This is a genomic window from Escherichia sp. E1130, from assembly GCF_005781065.1.
GTDB lineage: Bacteria > Pseudomonadota > Gammaproteobacteria > Enterobacterales > Enterobacteriaceae > Escherichia.
Genome location: NZ_VATL01000003.1, coordinates 62,446 through 82,609, shown reverse-complemented (window position 1 = coordinate 82,609; position 20,164 = coordinate 62,446). Strand labels below are relative to the sequence as shown.

The following is a 20,164-nucleotide window of genomic DNA, read 5'->3' as shown; positions in this document are numbered from 1 at the left end:
AACAGTCCAACGTTTAAACCAGCGCCGCGGAATTACTCCCCGACGCGCTCATTAATTGCCTGCGGATTGTACGTGATAAACATCGCATCACCGTAACTAAAAAAGCGATATTTCTCTTCTACTGCCGCTTTATAGGCGTTCATGGTGTGTTGATAACCGGCAAATGCGGAAACCAGCATAATCAGCGTTGACTCCGGCAGATGGAAGTTAGTCACCAGCGCATCGACTACTTTGTACTGGAAGCCGGGATAGATAAAGATTTGTGTATCATCGAAAAACGGTTCAATCAGATCGTTTTTCGCCGCCTGGGCCGCGCTCTCAAGCGAGCGAACAGAGGTGGTGCCAACCGCAATCACCCGGTTACCACGCGCTTTCGCAGCCAGCACTGCGTCAACCACATCCTGCGGCACTTCTGCATATTCCGAGTGCATGATGTGGTCTTCAATGGTGTCGACGCGTACCGGCTGGAACGTACCCGCCCCCACATGCAGGGTCACGAATGCCATCTCCACGCCTTTGGCGCGTAATTTTTCCAGCAGCGGTTCGTCAAAGTGCAGTCCGGCGGTCGGTGCTGCTACCGCGCCTGGTTTTTCGCTATAAACCGTTTGATAAAGTTCGCGGTCTGCATCTTCGTCCGGACGGTCGATGTACGGCGGCAGTGGCATATGGCCGATGCTGTTGAGAATATCCAGCACCGAGCGCTCATCGTTAAATTCGACTTCAAACAGCGCGCCGTGACGAGCGGTCATTGTTGCTTTGATGCTTTCATCATCGCCCAGCAGTAGCTCCGCGCCCGGTTTTGGCGCTTTCGAGGCGCGAATATGCGCGAGAATGCGTTTGTCGTCGAGCATCCGCTCAACCAGCACTTCAATTTTACCGCCAGTGGCTTTACGCCCAAACAGGCGCGCCGGGATCACGCGAGTATTGTTAAAAACCAGAAGATCGCCGGGGTTGAGCTTGTCGAATAAATCGGTGAAAGTACCGTGCGTCAGCGCGCCCGTCGGCCCGTCCAGCGACAGTAAACGACAGCTACTGCGTTCAGGCATGGGATAGTGGGCAATCAGGGATTCGGGCAATTCAAAGGAGAAATCGGTAACGCGCATGACACTGACTCAGACTAAAATAAGAGGCGGGTAGTCTAGTGCCGGGGCGCTCTCCCTGCAACCTTTACCCCCCTTTGGATAGAATATAATCGATGAATTTTTTAGCTCACCTGCATTTAGCCCATCTCGCTGAAAGTTCGCTTTCCGGCAATTTACTGGCTGATTTTGTTCGCGGAAATCCTGACGAAAGTTTTCCGCCCGACGTGGTTGCAGGTATTCATATGCATCGGCGTATCGATGTGTTAACCGACAATCTGCCGGAAGTCCGCGAAGCGCGGGAGTGGTTTCGCAACGAAACTCGCCGCGTTGCGCCTATTACGCTGGATGTGATGTGGGATCACTTTCTTTCCCGCCACTGGTCGCAGCTGTCGCCGGACTTTCCGCTACAGAAATTTGTCTGTTATGCCCGCGAACAAGTGATGACGATTTTGCCGGACTCACCGCCGCGCTTTATCAATCTGAATAATTACTTATGGTCAGAGCAATGGCTGGTGCGCTATCGCGATATGGATTTCATCCAGAGCGTGTTAAACGGCATGGCAAGCCGTCGCCCACGTCTGGATGCTCTGCGTGACTCCTGGTACGATTTAGACACCCATTACGACGCCCTTGAAACCCGCTTCTGGCAATTTTATCCGCGGATGATGGAGCAGGCGTCACGCAAAGCGTTGTAGGGTATTAATTCATCCACACCGTGGCTGATATCGCGGGCAACGTCAGGATCTCATCGACCCGTTGTCCGTTCCCTTCTTTGCATTGCCATTGCGCGACATTAAGCAACGGCGATGCGGGTAGCACCACTTCACACGCTTCATCACGGTTGATTGCCACTAGCACACGCTGCTGATTGAGCACACGCACAAACACCACCACGTTATCTTCCGCATACAACACCTGACAGCCGCCACGACGCAATGCCAGGCTCTTCTTACGCAGCGCAATCATTCGCTGGTACAGCGCGAATAGTTCCGTATCTTGTTTTTCCGGGTCCCAGGGAAACGGTTTACGACAAAATGGATCGTTATTGCCGTCCAGCCCCACTTCATCGCCGTAATAAATACACGGCACACCAGGCCAGGTGAACAGCCAGACGACCGCCAGTGGCAGACGCGCAACATCCCGTCCGAGTAACGTTTTAAATCGCGCGGTATCGTGACTATCGAGCTGGTTAAACATACGCAGTTGCTGTTGATGAGAAAGCCCGGCACGGTAATTGTCCATCCAGGTCATACAGATTTGAGCGTCAATCTGCTGCGGATCGTAAGAGATATCGGTATTAGCGAGAAAGCCCCACAGCGGAAAAGTAAAGCCCCGATAGTTCATCGATGCATCTTCCACATCGGCCTGTAACCATTGCCGCGCATCGCCAAAATATTCACCGACAATGTACGCTTCTGGCTGGGTTTCTTTCGCCGCCTCAGTGATGCCAGCGACATGCTGCAAATTATTGCGCGCCCCACCCGCTTCCCCCAGCATATGCACCACATCCAGTCGCCAGCCGTCCATATTCCACGGCGCTTTCAGCCAGTGACGGACAATGCTGTCTTCACCGCGATAAATTTCATTCACCAGACTTTCCGACTGATAATCCAGTTTTGGCAGGCTGGCATAGCCCAGCCAATCGAGCGCCGTGCCGTCATCGCGAAACGAGTACCAGTCGCGCCAGGGCGATTCGGGGTTATGGCAAGCGCCGCCCGTCCCGCGATTGTGCCTGTCAAACCAGGCATGAGAATCGCCACTGTGGTTAAACACGCCGTCCAGCATCAGGCGCATTCCTTGCTGCTGCGTGTTGTCTCTCAAACGCAGCAACGCCCCGTCGCCGCCAAACTGCGGATCGACGTGGCGATAATCTTCGGTATCGTATTTATGCACGCTGGGTGCTTTAAACACCGGATTAAGATACAGCGCCGTCACGCCGAGCTTTTTCAGGTACGGCAGTTTTTCGCTTATCCCGTCCAGATCGCCGCCATAGAACGTTGATCCGCCCGCCTGTGCCGTGACCGGTTCATCCCAGTCACGCAATATGATTTTCCGCCCGGCGGCGTGATGATAATAGACATGATCCTGATCGGCATTACGAGGCAGACTCCGGGCAAAACGATCCGGGAAGATCTGATAAAAAATCTGATCCGCCGCCCATTGTGGCCCGATATCTGGCACATCGACGGCAAACTGTTCCAGCCGTGCTGGTGGTATTGGGCTGAAACCTTGCGGCGTAAACCAACGCTGGCGATCGTGCCACAGCAATTTGAAACTGTAGCGCCGCCGTGGTTGCCCGGTGGCGAGAGAGAGCGCTCCCCGCCACGCCGTCACGCCTGGCTGCGGCTGGCTGCGCTGTTTATGCATCGGTATTGATGTTTCTTCGTTATCGTTTTCCATGCGCAACATAATGCGCTGTGGCGGCTCTTCGCCCGTCAGCCACAGTGTAATGAGCAGTTGATCTTTGCTTTGTTTAACAAATGGGGGCACCGGCAGGTGCCATGCATTTAACATCATAATTCCCCTGTGATGAAAATGTGCTCACCTTGCCATAGCCTAATGCAGGATCACTCATCATCTGAAGGATATTTGGGGGAGGAGAACGGGGGCGGATAATTTTCGGAATAGCCGGATCAGGTTTTGCTCCTGATCCGGCGACAAAAGGCAGGAATTAGTGGTTTTCTGCCAGCTGGCGATCGTGGCGGCGTTTAAACATCCAGCCAATCAACAGCACCACAATCCACGCAAAACCAACGTACAGAGAGATACGCGTTTCAGGGTGATAACCGATCAGTCCGATGATAAAGACCAGGAAAACCAGCCCAGTGATGGTCGTTGCCACCCCGCCAGGAACTTTAAATTTCAGCGCTTTAACTTCTTCTGGCGGCAGGCGGCGACGGAAGGCAATCTGCGACAGCAGGATCATAATCCACACCCACACGGTAGCGAAGGTCGCCAGCGAGGCAATCACCAGGAAGACGTTTTCCGGCATGATGTAGTTCAGATACACCGCAAACAGCAGCGCGGTAGTCATGACCAGCACCGTGACCCACGGAATACCGCGACGCGACGTTTTGCTGAAAATTTTCGGCGCACTGCCCTGCTCTGCCATGCCGTGCAGCATACGGCCTACACCAAACACGTCGCTGTTAATTGCCGACAAAGAGGCTGTCAGCACAACGAAGTTAAGAATGCTGGCGGCAAAGGTAATCCCCAAATGCTGGAACGTCAGCACGAACGGGCTACCAGCAGTACCTACCTGATTCCACGGATAGATAGACATAATGACGAACAGCGTACCAACATAGAACACCAGAATACGCATCGGCACTGAGTTAATCGCGCGCGGAATAGACTTCTCCGGCTCTTTCGCTTCACCGGCGGTAATACCAATAATTTCAATACCACCGTAGGCAAACATCACCATTTGCAACGACATCACCATGCCAAGCCAGCCGTTACTGAAGAAGCCGCCGTTGCTCCACAGGTTATGGATACCGGTCGGTTGCCCGCCGTTGCCAATCCCCCAAATGATGATACCGAAACCAGCAACGATCATGATGATAATGGTGGCGACTTTAAAGAACGAGAACCAGAACTCCAGCTCACCAAATACTTTCACGCTCATCAGGTTAATGGCGCAGATAATCAGCACCACGCTCAACACCCATATCCAGTGCGGCACCGTCGGGAACCAGACGCCCATATAGATACCGAAAGCGGTCACATCGGCGATGGCGACAATAAGGATTTCAAAGCAGTAGGTCCAGCCGGTGATATAACCTGCCAGCGGGCCAAGGTTTTCCTGCGCATAACGCGAGAAAGAGCTGGCAGCCGGGTTATGTACCGACATTTCTCCCAGCGCACGCATAATGATATACGCCGCGACACCACCGATAATATAGGCCAACAACACGCTCGGCCCGGCCATTTTGATGGCGTCCGCCGAACCGTAAAACAACCCGGTGCCAATTGCTGAACCCAGTGCCATAAAGCGTATGTGTCGGGTACTTAGCCCACGCTTTAGCTTGTTCTTACTTTCCATCAATTCCTAACCCATCAACACAATAAAAAAACCACGGGGCATCGCAGCCCCGTGGTTAAAACAAATTTACAGTGATTTAGTGGGCGCTGGAGGTCACCTGACGACCTGCTGCGCGATCCCAGATAATGGCCAGAACCACCATCACCACCGTTGGCATTAACCACGCCAGACCTTGTTCGGCCAGCGGTAAACGCTGCGCCCAGGACGGTAAAATATCGCTGAATGCAGATGCTTTGATCCCGTCGAGAATACCAAAAAGCAGGCTGATAAACATCGGCGGAGCAATCACGCGGGACGAATTATGCCACCATGAGCGTGTAAAACTTAATACAACCAGTGCGATACACGGCGGATAAATGGCAGTCAGCACCGGTACAGAGATCTGAATCAGCTGGCTTAAGCCCAGATTAGACACCACCATCGAGAAGCCGCCGAGGATAAACACCAGCGTACGGTATGAGAGCGGGATGTATTGAGCGAAGAATTCCGCACAAGCGCAGGTCAGGCCAACCGCCGTTACCAGACAAGCGATGAAGATTAACGCCGCCAGCAGGAAGCTACCGCCGCCGCCAAAGGTGTGCTGAACGTAAGCATGCAGAATAGCGGCACCGTTCGCGGATTGATCAACCAGCGACGCGCTGTCTGAACCCAGACGGAACAGCGCCAGGTACAGCAGAGTCAGACCAACGCCCGCCATCAGGCCAGCCCAGACAGTATAACGGGTCAGCAGACGCGCTTCGGTAACGCCGCGAGAACGCGCCGCGTTAACAATAACGATACCAAACACCATCGCGCCCAGCGTATCCATGGTCAGATAGCCGTTAACGAAGCCGTTAGAAAACGCAGCGTTTTGATAAGCCTCAGTTGCCGTGCTGATAGAACCCGCAGGCCAGACAATCGCAGCAACAGACAGGATGACCAGCGCGATAATTTTCAGCGGCGCAAGGAAGTTGCCCACGGTATCCAGCAGCTTGCCCGGATAGAGCGAAACCAGAATAACGATAGCGAAATAGACCAGGCTGTAGATAAACAGCGGCAGTGCGGAGTCACCCGTCAGCGGCGCAATGCCCACTTCAAAGGAGACTGTTGCCGTACGCGGTGTTGCAAACAGCGGCCCTACCGCCAGGTAGCAGACTGTTGCCAACAGCACGCCTGCGACTTTACCGATTGGTGTGCTCAGACTGTCAACGCCGCCGCCAACTTTCGCCAGCGCCACTACCGTTAATACCGGCAGACCAACGGCAGTAATGAGGAAGCCGAATGCCGCAGTCCAGACGTGTTCGCCTGCCTGCAAGCCGACCATAGGAGGGAAAATAATGTTACCTGCGCCAACGAACAACGCAAATGTCATAAAGCCCAGAGCGATGATATCGCGCGATCTTAACTGATGGGTCATAAATCATACTGCCTGTGGATGTGGTGTTGTAACGTTAAATTTTGTGCCAATCCCTGGGGATGATACAGCGGTATATTTAAACAATTTTAGCGGGAAATACTCCCAACCAGGCGCGGCGAAGAATAGTTTTTCGATTTACCGCGTGAATGCAGTCAGTATGACAGCACCTGAAGCGCAATTTAAACGCTTATAACGTTTTAAAGCAAGGAGGGATCTAAAAACCAGAGGGATATAACGATAAGAAATCACAAACCAGTATAAAACACTATTTCCGTGAAAAAGATATGGCTTATCATGCGAACAAAAAATCACCATACATTGTAAAATTCAGCGCCCGTTTTTTGACTGCAAAGAAAAAAAGCCAGCATCGGCTGGCTTATGGCAACAAAAAATGACAAAGGCGGATTAATCGCTATTTTTGGCAATTAAACGTTCCGGCAGAACAAAACTGAAACGCGTACCTTTGCCCACCGTACTTTCAATATTGAGCCGGCTTTCATGATGATTTACCGCATGCTTCACGATCGCTAACCCCAACCCGCTACCGCCAGTTTGTCGGGAACGCGCTTTATCAACGCGATAAAAACGCTCGGTCAGGCGCGGAATATGCTCCGGTGCAATGCCCGGTCCATTATCTTCAACACTAAATTCGGCACCGTGCGGCACTCGCTGCCAGCGTACGGTGATATGCGTACCTTCCGGCGTATGATTCACGGCGTTATAGACCAGATTCGAAATCGCACTGCGTAACTGGTCTTCGCTGCCAGACACTTTGAGGCCGTTATCAATCTCAAAGGTAAATGTCTGTTTTTGCTGGCTCAGCGTCTGAGCTTCACGCTCAACGACGCGCAGCATCATCGGCACATCAACCTTCTCATTCAGCAACTGCGTCGGCGCGGCTTCAATTTTCGACAAGGTCAGTAACTGCTTCACCAGCCCTTCCATCCGCTGAGTCTGCTCACGCATGGTGTGCAATGCTTTTTCGCGTACCGCGCCTTCCAGCGGCTGCTCATCCATCATCTCCAGGTAACCCTGTAACACCGTCAATGGCGTGCGTAACTCATGGCTTACGTTGGCAAAAAAGTTGCGTCGCGCCCCTTCCAGTTGATGCATTTGCGTGACATCTCGCGCCACCATCAGCAACTGTTTATGGGTATAAGGCATGACACGAATTTCCAGATGCCGCCCGGTGTTGAGCACCAGATTGAGCGGGCGAGAAAAATCACGCGTTTTCAGATATTGCGTAAACTCCGGATAACGCAGCAGGTTAAGGATGTTCTGCCCGTTATCTTCCGGCCAGCGCAGACCAAGAATTTGTTGCGCCAGACCGTTACACCAGAAAATCCCACCCTCTTCCGTGGTCAGGACCACCGCATCGGGTAGCGACTCCGCGCCGCTACGAAAGCGTTTGATAAGATTACCCAGCTCGCGGCGGCGTTTTTTATTACGCAGTTGCATCTGGTGTAAACCGTACAGCAGCGGTTCCCAGCTACCACGCCCCGGTGGCGGGGTCATACTGCGATCCACCCACAGCCACCATGAAAGGCGCAATAAATTCCAGAAATGCCAGATAAGCAGTCCTGTTACCGATGCCAGCAAAAACCAGGGCAGGTAACCAAAAAATGCACCCAGGATGAAAGCCGGGAGGCAGCAAAGTAGCAGCTCCAGCACCAGCCTTTTCCACGACAGCCGTTCCAGCACGTAAGATACTCCAGTTAAGAAATCATAAGCCCTGCTCTGCGTCCGATGAGCAAGGCGTTAAAAGCGGGTTGAAAAACGATATCCTGTACCGCGCACGGTCTGCACCATGCGGTCATGCCCGCCGGGTTCCAGTGCTTTACGCAGGCGGCGAATGTGGACATCGACCGTGCGGTCTTCTACATATACGTTGGTTCCCCAGACGTGATTTAGCAGTTGCTCGCGACTGTACACGCGCTCGGGATGCGTCATAAAAAAGTGCAGCAGTTTAAATTCAGTCGGCCCCATCTCCAGCGGTTCTTCGCCCGCCATCACCCGGTGAGATGTCGGGTCGAGACTTAGCCCCTGCATCTCAATCACCTCTTCCACCGCCATCGGCGATATACGGCGCATTACCGCTTTGATTCGCGCCACCAGCTCCTTCGGCGAAAACGGCTTGGTGATATAGTCATCCGCACCGGTTTCAAGGCCGCGCACGCGATCTTCTTCTTCCCCTCTGGCGGTCAACATCACAACCGGAATATCACGGGTCATCGACTCACGCTTGAGATGTTTGATGAACTGGATACCGGAGCCGCCGGGTAACATCCAGTCGAGGAGAATTAAATCCGGCCAGGGTTCATTCAGTTGGTTCACAGCACTGTCATAATCTTCCGCTTCGACCGGCTGGAAGCCATTTTGCTCGAGCACGAAGCAGACCATTTCGCGAATTGGAGCTTCATCTTCTACGACCAGAATACGTCTCGCCATGATTTGCCCTGTTGTAATAAATAGATTGCGATCATTAATGCGACGTCATTATGCGTCAGATTTATGACAGATTTATGAAAAGCACGCCGCACATCCTTTCAGGTTATTGATTTCTGTGGTGCAGAAAAAAGCAAATAGCGCACCTGTTTGGGTATAATCGCGCCCATGCTTTTTCGCCAGAGAATCGTTATGCGCATCCTTCACACTTCAGACTGGCATCTCGGCCAGAACTTCTACAGTAAAAGCCGCGAAGCTGAGCATCAGGCTTTTCTTGACTGGCTGCTGGAGACAGCACAAACCCATCAGGTGGATGCGATTATTGTTGCCGGTGATGTTTTCGATACCGGCTCACCGCCCAGTTACGCCCGCACGTTATACAACCGTTTTGTTGTCAATTTACAGCAAACTGGCTGTCATCTGGTGGTACTGGCAGGAAACCATGATTCGGTCGCCACGCTGAATGAATCGCGCGATATCATGGCGTTCCTCAATACTACCGTGGTCGCCAGCGCCGGACATGCGCCGCAAATCTTGCCTCGTCGCGACGGGACGCCAGGCGCAGTGCTGTGCCCCATTCCTTTTTTACGCCCGCGTGACATTATTACCAGCCAGGCGGGACTTAACGGTATTGAAAAACAGCAGCATTTGCTGGCAGCTATTACTGATTATTATCAACAACACTATGCCGATGCCTGCAAGCTGCGCGGCGATCAGCCTCTGCCCATCATCGCCACGGGACATTTAACGACCGTGGGCGCCAGTAAAAGTGACGCCGTGCGTGACATCTATATTGGCACGCTGGACGCGTTTCCGGCACAAAACTTTCCGCCAGCCGACTACATCGCGCTCGGGCATATTCACCGCGCGCAGATTATTGGCGGCATGGAACATGTTCGCTATTGCGGCTCCCCCATTCCACTGAGTTTTGATGAATGCGGTAAGAGTAAATATGTCCATCTGGTGACATTTTCAAACGGCAAATTAGAGAGCGTGGAAAATCTGAACGTACCGGTAACGCAACCCATGGCGGTGCTGAAAGGCGATCTGGCGTCGATTACCGAACAGCTGGAACAGTGGCGCGATGTATCACAAGAGCCACCTGTCTGGCTGGATATCGAAATCACTACCGATGAGTATCTGCATGATATTCAGCGCAAAATCCAGGCATTAACCGAATCATTACCTGTCGAAGTATTGCTGGTACGCCGGAGTCGTGAACAGCGCGAGCGTGTGTTAGCCAGCCAACAGCGTGAAACCCTCAGCGAACTCAGCGTCGAAGAGGTGTTCAATCGCCGTCTGGCACTGGAAGAACTGGATGAATCGCAGCAGCAACGTCTACAGAATCTTTTCGCCACGACGTTGCAGACCCTCGCCGGAGAACACGAAGCATGAAAATTCTCAGCCTGCGCCTGAAAAACCTGAACTCATTAAAAGGCGAATGGAAGATTGATTTCACCCGCGAGCCGTTCGCCAGCAACGGGCTGTTTGCCATTACCGGTCCAACAGGTGCGGGAAAAACGACCCTACTCGATGCCATTTGTCTGGCGCTGTATCACGAAACCCCGCGCCTCTCTAACGTTTCGCAATCACAAAATGATCTCATGACCCGCGATACCGCCGAATGTCTGGCGGAAGTGGAATTTGAAGTGAAAGGTGAAGCGTATCGCGCGTTCTGGAGCCAGAATCGGGCGCGTAACCAGCCGGACGGTAATTTGCAGGTGCCACGCGTAGAGCTGGCGCGCTGCGCAGACGGCAAAATTCTCGCCGACAAAGTGAAAGATAAGCTGGAACTGACGGCGACGTTAACCGGACTGGATTACGGGCGCTTCACCCGTTCGATGCTGCTTTCGCAGGGGCAATTTGCTGCCTTCCTCAATGCGAAACCGAAAGAACGCGCGGAATTGCTCGAGGAGTTAACCGGCACCGAAATCTACGGGCAAATCTCGGCGATGGTTTTTGAACAGCATAAATCGGCCCGTACTGAGCTGGAGAAACTGCAAGCGCAGGCCAGCGGCGTTGCGTTATTAGCGCCAGAACAGCTGCAATCGCTTACAGATAGTTTGCAGGTACTCACTGACGAAGAGAAACGGTTACTCACTGCGCAGCAGCAAGAACAACAATCACTTAACTGGTTAACGCGTAAGGACGAGTTGCAGCAGGAAGCCAGTCGCCGTCAGCAGGCACTGCAACAGGCGTTAGCCGAGGAAGAAAAAGCACAACCGCAACTGGCAGCCCTCAGCCTGGCGCAACCGGCACGAAATCTTCGTCCGCACTGGGAACGCATCGCAGAACACAGCGCGGCGCTGGCGCATACTCGCCAGCAGATTGAAGAAGTAAATACTCGCTTACAGAGCACAATGGCGCTTCGCGCGAGCATTCGCTACCACGCGGCGAAGCAGTCAGCAGAATTACAGCAGCAGCAACAAAGCCTGAATGCCTGGTTACAGGAACACGATCGCTTCCGTCAGTGGAACAACGAACTGGCAGGTTGGCGTGCGCAGTTCTCCCAACAAACCAGCGATCGCGAGCATCTGCGGCAATGGCAGCAACAGTTAACCCATTCTGAGCAAAAACTTAATGCGCTTGCGGCGATCACGTTGACGTTAACTGCCGATGAAGTTGCTAGCGCCCAGGCGCAATATGCTGAGCAACGCCCACTGCGTCAACGCCTGGTTGCGCTGCATGGGCAGATTGTTCCCCAACAAAAACGTCTGGCGCAGTTACAGGTCGCTATCCAGAATGTCACTCTGGAACAGACGCAACGTAATGCCGCACTTAACGAAATGCGCCAGCGTTATAAAGAAAAGACGCAGCAACTTGCCGATGTCAAAACCATTTGCGAGCAGGAAGCTCGCATTAAAACGCTGGAAGCCCAGCGCGCGCAGTTACAGGCAGGTCAGCCTTGTCCACTTTGTGGTTCCACCAGCCACCCGGCGGTCGAGGCGTATCAGGCGCTGGAACCGGGCGTTAATCAGGCCCGGCTATTAACGCTGGAAAACGAAGTGAAAAAGCTCGGCGAAGAAGGCGCGGCGCTGCGCGGGCAACTGGATGCATTAACGAAGCAGCTTCAGCGTGATGAAAACGAAGCGCAAAGCCTCCGGCAAGATGAGCAAGCACTTACTCAACAATGGCAAGCCGTCACGGCCAGCCTCAATATCACCTTGCAGCCACAGGACGATATTCAACCGTGGCTAGATGCACAAGATGAGCACGAACGCCAGCTGCGGTTACTCAGCCAACGGTATGAATTACAAGGTCAGATTGCCGCGCATAATCAGCAAATTATCCAGTATCAACAGCAAATTGAACAACGCCAGCAGCAACTCTTAACAGCATTGGCGGGTTATGCACTGACATTGCCACAGGAAGATGAAGAAGAGAGCTGGTTGGCGACACGTCAGCAAGAAGCGCAGAGCTGGCAGCAACGCCAGAACGAATTAACCGCGCTGCAAAACCGTATTCAGCAGCTGACGCCGATTCTGGAAACGTTGCCGCAAAATGATGAACTCCCGCACAGCGAAGAAACTGTGGCGCTGGAAAACTGGCGGCAAGTTCACGAACAATGCCTCGCGTTGCAAAGCCAGCAGCAAACGTTGCAGCAACAGGAGGTTCTGGCAGCACAAAGTCTGCAAAAAGTTCAGGCGCAGTTTGACACCGCGCTACAGGACAGCATTTTTGACGATCAGCAGGCATTTCTTGCGGCGTTAATGGATGAGCAGACGCTAACTCAGCTGGAACAGCTGAAACAGAATCTGGAAAACCAGCGTCGTCAGGCACAAGCGCTGGCCACTCAGACAGCTGAAACACTGGCACAGCATCAGCAACACCGACCTGACGGACTGGATCTCACGGTGACGGTGGAACAGATTCAGCAAGAGTTAGCGCAAACTCACCAAAAGTTGCGTGAAAACACCACTCGCCAGGGGGAAATTCGCCAGCAGCTGAAGCAGGATGCAGACAACCGTCAGCAACAACAAACCTTAATGCAGCAAATTGCACAGACGACGCAGCAGGTTGAGGACTGGGGATATCTTAATTCGCTGATTGGCTCCAAAGAGGGCGATAAATTCCGTAAATTCGCTCAGGGGCTGACGCTGGACAATCTGGTCCATCTGGCTAACCAGCAACTTACCCGGCTGCACGGTCGCTACCTGTTACAGCGTAAAGCCAGCGAGGCGCTGGAGGTCGAAGTTGTCGATACCTGGCAGGCAGATGCGGTACGCGATACCCGTACGCTTTCCGGCGGCGAAAGTTTCCTCGTGAGCCTGGCTCTGGCGCTGGCGCTTTCGGATCTGGTCAGCCATAAAACGCGTATTGACTCGCTGTTCCTCGATGAAGGTTTCGGCACGCTGGATAGCGAAACGCTGGATACCGCCCTTGACGCACTGGATGCCCTGAACGCCAGTGGTAAAACCATCGGGGTGATTAGCCACGTTGAAGCGATGAAAGAGCGTATTCCGGTGCAGATTAAAGTGAAGAAGATCAACGGACTGGGCTACAGTAAACTGGAAAGCGCGTTTGCGGTGAAATAACTATTCAGCAGGATAATGAATACAGAGGGGCGAATTATCTCTTGGCCCGGCTGGTCGTTATCCTGCAAGCTATCACTTTATTGGCTACGGTGATTCGTAGCTGCTCTGTTGGTTGTGATGGTGGTATGAAAAAAGTTATTTTATCTTTGGCACTCGGCACATTTGGCCTGGGGATGGCTGAATTTGGCATTATGGGGGTGCTCACGGAGCTGGCGCATAATGTGGGAATTTCGATTCCAGCCGCCGGGCATATGATTTCGTATTATGCGCTGGGGGTGGTGGTCGGTGCGCCAATAATCGCGCTTTTTTCCAGTCGCTACTCACTCAAACATATCTTGTTGTTTCTGGTGGCGTTGTGCGTCATTGGCAACGCCATGTTCACGCTCTCTTCGTCTTACCTGATGCTCGCCATTGGTCGCCTGGTATCCGGCTTTCCGCATGGCGCATTTTTTGGCGTCGGAGCGATCGTGTTATCGAAAATTATCCAACCCGGCAAAGTCACCGCCGCCGTGGCGGGTATGGTTTCCGGGATGACGGTCGCCAATTTGCTGGGCATTCCGCTGGGAACGTATTTAAGTCAGGAATTTAGCTGGCGTTACACCTTTTTATTGATCGCTGTTTTTAATATTGCGGTGATGGCATCGGTCTATTTTTGGGTACCGGATATTCGCGACGAGGCGAAAGGAAAGCTGCGCGAACAATTTCACTTTTTGCGCAGCCCGGCCCCGTGGTTAATTTTTGCCGCCACGATGTTTGGCAACGCAGGTGTGTTTGCCTGGTTTAGTTACGTTAAACCTTACATGATGTTTATTTCCGGTTTTTCGGAAACGGCGATGACCTTCATTATGATGCTGGTCGGACTGGGGATGGTGCTGGGGAATATGCTAAGTGGCCGGATTTCTGGACGTTACTCGCCGCTACGCATTGCGGCAGTGACTGACTTTATTATTGTACTGGCACTGTTGATGCTCTTTTTCTTCGGCGGCATGAAAACAACGTCGCTTATTTTTGCTTTTATATGTTGCGCGGGATTATTTGCCCTTTCAGCACCGCTGCAAATATTGTTACTGCAGAATGCCAAAGGTGGGGAGTTATTAGGTGCCGCGGGTGGGCAAATAGCGTTTAACCTCGGTAGCGCCGTGGGTGCTTATTGCGGCGGGATGATGCTGACGCTGGGGCTGGCGTATAATTACGTGGCGTTACCTGCCGCCCTGCTCTCGTTTGCTGCGATGTCCTCATTGCTGCTGTATGGTCGCTATAAGCGCCAGCAAGTAGCGGAGAGTCCGGTGCTGGCGAAACCACTGAGATAGGTTGCAGTCACAATGCACGTTACTTGTTGCCGGATGCGGCGTGAACGCCTTATCCGGCCTACGGCTGCTCATTTTGTAGGCCTGATAAGACGCGGCAAGCGTCGCATCAGGCATCTGAGCACGGTGCCGGATGCGGAGTGAACGCCTTATCCGGCCTACGGGATGCTCATTTTGTAGGCCTGATAAGACGCGACAAGCGTCGCATCAGACATCTGAGCACGGTGCCGGATGCGGCGCGAGCGCCTTATCCGGCCTACGGCTGCTTATTTTGTAGGCCTGATAAGACACGCCAGTGTCGCATCAGGCATCTGAGCACGGTGCCGGATGCGGCGCGAGCGCCTTATCCGGCCTACGGGATGCTCATTTTGTAGGCCTGATAAGACACGCCAGTGTCGCATCAGGCATCTGAGCACGGTGCCGGATGCGGCGCGAGCGCCTTATCCGGCCTACGGCTGCTTATTTTGTACGCCTGATAAGACGCGACAAGCGTCGCATCAGGCATGATGCACCAATTGCCTGTTTTTTTTACTCTTGTGGCCATAACCATGCGGCGCCGCGTACGCCGCTCGAATCACCATGTTTCGCCTTACGTACCGGCGTTTCACATTCGCCACCGAAGACAAATTGTTTAATCAACGGCGGAACCGTTTGATATAAACGGTCAACATTGCTCATCCCTCCGCCCAGGACAATCACATCCGGGTCGAGAATATTCACCACATGCGCCAGCGACTTCGCCAGTCGTAGCTCATAACGACGTAATGCCAGCTCGGCAACCGGATCGCTTTCTTCAACGAGACGAATAATTTCACTGCCTTTCAGTGCATGTCCGCTTAAACGACGATAATCTGTGGCAAATCCGGTACCCGAAATAAAGGTTTCAATACAGCCTTGTTTACCGCAATAACAAGGGACTTCCTCGCGATAACGCAGTTCGTCTTCGTCCATCCACGGTAGCGGATTGTGTCCCCACTCGCCTGCCGTGCCATTGCCGCCGATATGCGCCCGCCCATTGAATGCCACGCCCGCGCCGCATCCCGTGCCGATAATCACAGCAAATACCGTCTGCGCTCCCGCTGCCGCGCCATCTACCGCTTCCGAAACCGCCAGACAGTTGGCGTCATTTGCCAGCCGCACTTCCCGCTGCAACCGCGCGCTTAAGTCTTTATCGAATGGTTGACCATTAAGCCAGGTTGAATTGGCATTTTTCACCACGCCGGTATAGGGTGAAATCGAGCCGGGGATCCCCATCCCCACTGTTCCACGCTGCCCCGTCGCCTGCTCCGCCAGATCAACCAACGTGGCGATCGTTTCTATGGTCTGGCGGTAATCATCACGCGGCGTGGGCAGACGATGACGGTACAACTGCTCCCCTGCATCGCCCAGTGCAACCACTTCAGTTTTGGTGCCGCCTAAATCGATACCTATACGCACGGTACTCTCCTTATTTTTTTCAATATCAATAGCGTAGAGACGGACAACCGGATTGGCAATGCAAGGCCGCCGACAATTCGTTATCATGCCCGCTAAATTTAACGACAAGGCCGTGGAAATTATCATGCTGTGGTTCAAAAATTTAATGGTTTACCGTCTTAGCCGCGAAATTTCGCTGCGTGCAGAAGAGATGGAAAAACAGCTAGCCTCGATGGCATTTACCCCATGCGGCAGCCAGGATATGGCGAAGATGGGCTGGGTTCCTCCGATGGGATCACACAGCGATGCGTTAACGCACGTTGCCAATGGTCAAATTGTTATCTGCGCGCGCAAAGAAGAAAAAATCCTCCCGTCTCCGGTGATTAAACAGGCGCTGGAAGCGAAAATCGCCAAACTGGAAGCGGAACAGGCGCGTAAGCTGAAGAAAACCGAAAAAGATTCGCTGAAAGATGAAGTGTTGCACTCTCTGCTGCCTCGCGCCTTCAGCCGTTTCAGCCAAACCATGATGTGGATCGACACGGTGAACGGTTTGATCATGGTGGACTGCGCCAGCGCCAAAAAAGCGGAAGATACGCTGGCACTGCTACGTAAAAGCCTGGGGTCGTTACCGGTTGTGCCATTGAGCATGGAAAACCCGATTGAACTGACGCTGACCGAATGGGTACGCTCCGGCAGCGCGGCACAGGGCTTCCAGCTGCTTGATGAAGCCGAGCTGAAATCGCTGCTGGAAGATGGCGGCGTGATCCGCGCGAAGAAACAAGATCTGACCAGCGAAGAGATCACCAATCACATTGAAGCCGGAAAAGTGGTGACTAAACTGGCGCTCGACTGGCAGCAACGCGTTCAGTTTGTGATGTGCGACGATGGTTCGCTCAAGCGCCTGAAGTTCTGCGACGAGCTGCGCGATCAAAACGAAGATATCGACCGCGAAGATTTTGCCCAGCGTTTTGACGCCGATTTCATCCTGATGACCGGCGAACTGGCAGCGTTAATTCAAAACCTGATCGAAGGATTGGGCGGCGAAGCGCAACGTTAATAGCTGGTTTGCCTTCAATGCCGGATGCGACGCCTCGGTGCGTCTTATCCGGCGTACGAAGCCATGCCAGGCATTAATCTAATCATTCGCTACGTCGGATGATGATTTTTAACGCTGCAATATTGTGTGTTTTACGCCGTAACTGATCTAACCGCCTCGTCCCGATTCGCCTGTCGGCAGCACGCAGAATATTCACTAACCCCCACTTATCACTGGCAAACTGTTTCGTTAACAGCTCCGCTTTCGGTGTATCAATATATTCACGCAATAAATTAGAAATTGAACAAATATCCGTCAGGTAAGGATACCAGCAAGTTTCGCCGTGAAAATTTCGCACTCCATGATTACCCGCGACAAAATCTTTTGGATAATCCCAGATAACATCTTGATCCAGAGTGATCCAGTAACGCGGCAAATCGGTGCTTCCACCATTTTGGCTGCGCATTGGATAACGGGTACAGTGAATTTGCAGATTGATGGTCGGCGTCAGTAAATCATAGATTTCCCGCTGTAATTTACTCCAGGGCCGTGACCTCATTTTAATTCCTCAAGCTTATTGCGCGCTTCACTACGAATTTTCCGTGTCGATCCGGTTTTAACTAATTCACGTAATTGTTGTGGATCCGGATGATCGGCAAATAACAGTAATGACGGATCCTCTTTTAACCACGCCGTTTTCACCTCAGCAGGCAGTTGCGGATTGGCAATCGCTCCCTGACGATCCTGCGGTGTAACCAATGCTGTGAATGCAGAAGTCGGCGTATGCGCATTAATCAACGCCGTTTTACGTAATTGTTCATGCCGACTTTGCAGTAATGCCAGCCAAAACTCATCATCAGGCTTATCTGTCAGCTTATCCAGCTCGATTAAAATAACGCTATCATCATCATTCCAGCGACGTAATCCTCTATCACACTGCCTACGATTACTATTTGCCATGTCTGTAACAGACAGCGCCCAGTCAGCATTAAAGCGATATTGCTTATCAAGACGGGCAATAATCTCTGAGGGTAAATCATTTTTATCAAATAACTGATTGCGCATCCGGTAACGATATTCAGCCGGTAAATCAGGCAGCAAATCGATGGCGTCATTGAGCATTGCTTCATCTATTATGCCATTATCAATCAGTTCCAATTGTATATCATACGCCTGCTCCTGATCTTCTTGCCGTTTGCTCATCATTAATTGCAATGTGCGCTGCCACAATTTTTTCTTATATTCCAACGGCAGCAGTTTATCGTGTGCTAATTTATTCCAGACAGCGGGGTTATCATGATGTGTCAGGAGATAGTTAATCACTTCAGTTGACGTCAGATAACGCACACCTTCACGTAAATATTGTATATCTTCTTTTGCCAGCGACAGTTGGCGCGCTTCAGGTAAAGCAATAAATAATGCCATAACGATATTTTTATGGTCTTTATTATCGAGATACATTTGATCTGCAATACGTTCAATATCGGGAATACTCATGTTTGCAGAAAGCCGCGTAACTTTGAGTTCCGCAAGGGCATGAGCTACGGCTTCACGGACCTTAATTGATTGATCGTTACTCAGCGCCACGGCTTGTCGTGGAGTCAAATCGGCACCAGCAATTCGTTCGCGTAGTTCATCATCATCGCTATTTATCAGTTCATCCACCACAGATGTTGGCACCAGCCACGCGTAATCGTACTGGCTGACTAACGTCTTACGCACAATCGGAAACGGACTCTGACTTAATAGGGCAATGATTTCCGGAGAAAGATTATCCTGCCTGGCCTGCTCGACTTGGACGCTCTCGACAGGCGTCGACATTAATTTTTCATTCACTACTGGTGAAATATCGCTGTTTTTAATCAGTCCTTTCGCCACTGCCTGGTCTTTAATAAACGGCGCGGTGAGTAAATGCATTTGCCTGGCGGGCCAACGCTGCGCCATATATTCTCGTGTCTGGTCATCAGGATGCTGTAGCAATTGCAGCATAACATCAGTTGGTAGACTCTCCATGCGAGTCAGAAAACGCGCCACCAGCGGATCTTCATGCTTAACGTTGCCAGCCGCAAATTTTTCGACCTTGCCCTGTTCAATCCACTGCAATTTTTCACTTAACCCCGATACAGGTTTATCGCGAAACAACGGCAATCCCTGGACAATACTGGCCGCTACACTGTCATAATCAGGATAGGCATTTAAAACATTGTCGGTTTCAATTTCAGTAATCTCATAGAGATCGGGCTCAAACAGCGAATACGCTTTTCGAATATTCGCATCCCAGTCATAATTTTCATTGCTGGTATCTTCGTTGATATAAAACTCAGCGTTATTAACCTCAAATTGCGTCGCCTTGTCTGAAACAATAATTCCGCGAGCCGTAATACCTTTCATTACTTCAAAGTTATGATCATTATAATCAGCATAGACTAAACCTTTCGCTTGCATCTCACCTTTGACGTATGCGAAATCATGATTAATAAAGTTATCGACAATCACATTGCCCAACACAATGAGTTGACCATCACCTGCCGAATAATCATCATAATCACCATTAATGGTTAAATCTCCCTTGACCACCAGGGTATGCTTATTACTAAAATTGCTGGGTATTGATAAATCTCCATTATGATAATACCAACGAATGTTATTTTTAAGCATATAAGAGGCTTCCATACTATCATCGGTTTCATCTTTAACTCCATTACGTTCTTCTGCGGTCATGATATGGAAATCTGACTTAATAAGATCATCGCTCGTGATCCACTCTGCAGCGTAAACATTTTCGGTGGCAATAAATACAACCATACAGATGATCAATATTTTTATTTTATTCATAATCTTCACTGATATTAATATCAACCTTGATAGATTATGAATATATCGAAAATAGAAAAATTAGCAG

At 51.6% G+C, this 20,164-nt stretch carries 14 protein-coding genes; 5 read left to right on the top strand and 9 right to left on the bottom strand.

All coding sequences use genetic code 11. The features are described 5' to 3' along the window. Window positions 1–32: 32 nt before the first annotated feature. A complete protein-coding gene (gene queA / locus FEK66_RS01935; protein WP_135494303.1) occupies window positions 33–1,103 on the bottom strand; it encodes a tRNA preQ1(34) S-adenosylmethionine ribosyltransferase-isomerase QueA in 1,071 nt (356 codons plus the stop codon). A 92-nt stretch (window positions 1,104–1,195) separates the two neighbouring features. Here queA and acpH point away from each other — a divergent pair, with 92 nt between their 5' ends. Beyond that, entirely contained in the window at window positions 1,196–1,777 is a 582-nt protein-coding gene (acpH, locus tag FEK66_RS01930; RefSeq protein ID WP_130206223.1) for an ACP phosphodiesterase, read from the top strand. A 4-nt stretch (window positions 1,778–1,781) separates the two neighbouring features. Here acpH and malZ read toward each other — a convergent pair whose 3' ends face one another. The 5 genes from malZ to phoB all read right to left on the bottom strand — a co-directional run bounded on the left by malZ (window position 1,782) and on the right by phoB (window position 8,971). After that, window positions 1,782–3,599 carry a maltodextrin glucosidase gene (gene malZ, locus FEK66_RS01925; protein ID WP_135494305.1) on the bottom strand — a complete coding sequence of 606 codons (1,818 nt, stop codon included), beginning with the start codon at window positions 3,597–3,599 and terminating at the stop codon, window positions 1,782–1,784. Between the two features lie 154 nt (window positions 3,600–3,753). Then, on the bottom strand, window positions 3,754–5,127 hold the full coding sequence (gene proY, locus FEK66_RS01920) for a proline-specific permease ProY (RefSeq protein ID WP_130223251.1): 1,374 nt from the start codon (window positions 5,125–5,127) through the stop codon (window positions 3,754–3,756). A gap of 76 nt (window positions 5,128–5,203) precedes the next feature. Beyond that, the gene (gene brnQ, locus FEK66_RS01915; protein ID WP_130206217.1) at window positions 5,204–6,523 is read right to left on the bottom strand and encodes a branched-chain amino acid transporter carrier protein BrnQ; all 1,320 of its coding nucleotides are present in this window, start codon (window positions 6,521–6,523) and stop codon (window positions 5,204–5,206) included. A 405-nt stretch (window positions 6,524–6,928) separates the two neighbouring features. Next, entirely contained in the window at window positions 6,929–8,224 is a 1,296-nt protein-coding gene (gene phoR / locus FEK66_RS01910) for a phosphate regulon sensor histidine kinase PhoR (protein WP_130206215.1), read from the bottom strand. A 57-nt stretch (window positions 8,225–8,281) separates the two neighbouring features. Continuing rightward, the gene (gene phoB / locus FEK66_RS01905) at window positions 8,282–8,971 is read right to left on the bottom strand and encodes a phosphate response regulator transcription factor PhoB (protein WP_000113933.1); all 690 of its coding nucleotides are present in this window, start codon (window positions 8,969–8,971) and stop codon (window positions 8,282–8,284) included. Window positions 8,972–9,160: 189 nt separating this feature from the next. Between phoB and sbcD the strand changes: the two genes are divergently transcribed. From sbcD to araJ, 3 genes are all read left to right on the top strand, one after another. Further along, window positions 9,161–10,363: an exonuclease subunit SbcD gene (sbcD, locus tag FEK66_RS01900; RefSeq protein ID WP_130206213.1), complete on the top strand. Its 1,203-nt coding sequence runs from the start codon at window positions 9,161–9,163 to the stop codon at window positions 10,361–10,363. Next, on the top strand, window positions 10,360–13,503 hold the full coding sequence (gene sbcC, locus FEK66_RS01895) for an exonuclease subunit SbcC (RefSeq protein WP_135494307.1): 3,144 nt from the start codon (window positions 10,360–10,362) through the stop codon (window positions 13,501–13,503). Before sbcD ends, sbcC begins: the two co-directional genes overlap by 4 nt. Window positions 13,504–13,628: 125 nt before the next feature. Beyond that, a complete protein-coding gene (araJ, locus tag FEK66_RS01890; RefSeq protein ID WP_130260315.1) occupies window positions 13,629–14,813 on the top strand; it encodes an MFS transporter AraJ in 1,185 nt (394 codons plus the stop codon). Between the two features lie 525 nt (window positions 14,814–15,338). Here araJ and mak read toward each other — a convergent pair. After that, entirely contained in the window at window positions 15,339–16,247 is a 909-nt protein-coding gene (gene mak, locus FEK66_RS01885; protein ID WP_135494309.1) for a fructokinase, read from the bottom strand. A 124-nt stretch (window positions 16,248–16,371) separates the two neighbouring features. Here mak and rdgC point away from each other — a divergent pair, with 124 nt between their 5' ends. Further along, window positions 16,372–17,283: a recombination-associated protein RdgC gene (gene rdgC / locus FEK66_RS01880; protein WP_130206205.1), complete on the top strand. Its 912-nt coding sequence runs from the start codon at window positions 16,372–16,374 to the stop codon at window positions 17,281–17,283. Window positions 17,284–17,365: 82 nt separating this feature from the next. On the opposite strand, the gene FEK66_RS01875 is transcribed toward rdgC, so the two are convergent. Beyond that, window positions 17,366–17,821: a hypothetical protein gene (locus tag FEK66_RS01875; protein WP_130260317.1), complete on the bottom strand. Its 456-nt coding sequence runs from the start codon at window positions 17,819–17,821 to the stop codon at window positions 17,366–17,368. Further along, window positions 17,818–20,097: a DUF2773 domain-containing protein gene (locus tag FEK66_RS01870; RefSeq protein ID WP_138211395.1), complete on the bottom strand. Its 2,280-nt coding sequence runs from the start codon at window positions 20,095–20,097 to the stop codon at window positions 17,818–17,820. Before FEK66_RS01870 ends, FEK66_RS01875 begins: the two co-directional genes overlap by 4 nt. Between the last annotated feature and the right edge of the window lie 67 nt (window positions 20,098–20,164).

Bases quoted from the DNA above. Each gene is read 5' to 3' on its own strand.
- queA (WP_135494303.1), bottom strand. From the start codon at position 1,103: ATGCGCGTTACCGATTTCTCCTTTGAATTGCCCGAATCCCTGATTGCC.
- acpH (WP_130206223.1), top strand. From the start codon at position 1,196: ATGAATTTTTTAGCTCACCTGCATTTAGCCCATCTCGCTGAAAGTTCG.
- sbcC (WP_135494307.1), top strand. From the start codon at position 10,360: ATGAAAATTCTCAGCCTGCGCCTGAAAAACCTGAACTCATTAAAAGGC.
- FEK66_RS01875 (WP_130260317.1), bottom strand. From the start codon at position 17,821: ATGAGGTCACGGCCCTGGAGTAAATTACAGCGGGAAATCTATGATTTA.
- araJ (WP_130260315.1), top strand. From the start codon at position 13,629: ATGAAAAAAGTTATTTTATCTTTGGCACTCGGCACATTTGGCCTGGGG.
- brnQ (WP_130206217.1), bottom strand. From the start codon at position 6,523: ATGACCCATCAGTTAAGATCGCGCGATATCATCGCTCTGGGCTTTATG.
- proY (WP_130223251.1), bottom strand. From the start codon at position 5,127: ATGGAAAGTAAGAACAAGCTAAAGCGTGGGCTAAGTACCCGACACATA.
- sbcD (WP_130206213.1), top strand. From the start codon at position 9,161: ATGCGCATCCTTCACACTTCAGACTGGCATCTCGGCCAGAACTTCTAC.
- phoB (WP_000113933.1), bottom strand. From the start codon at position 8,971: ATGGCGAGACGTATTCTGGTCGTAGAAGATGAAGCTCCAATTCGCGAA.
- malZ (WP_135494305.1), bottom strand. From the start codon at position 3,599: ATGATGTTAAATGCATGGCACCTGCCGGTGCCCCCATTTGTTAAACAA.
- rdgC (WP_130206205.1), top strand. From the start codon at position 16,372: ATGCTGTGGTTCAAAAATTTAATGGTTTACCGTCTTAGCCGCGAAATT.
- FEK66_RS01870 (WP_138211395.1), bottom strand. From the start codon at position 20,097: ATGAATAAAATAAAAATATTGATCATCTGTATGGTTGTATTTATTGCC.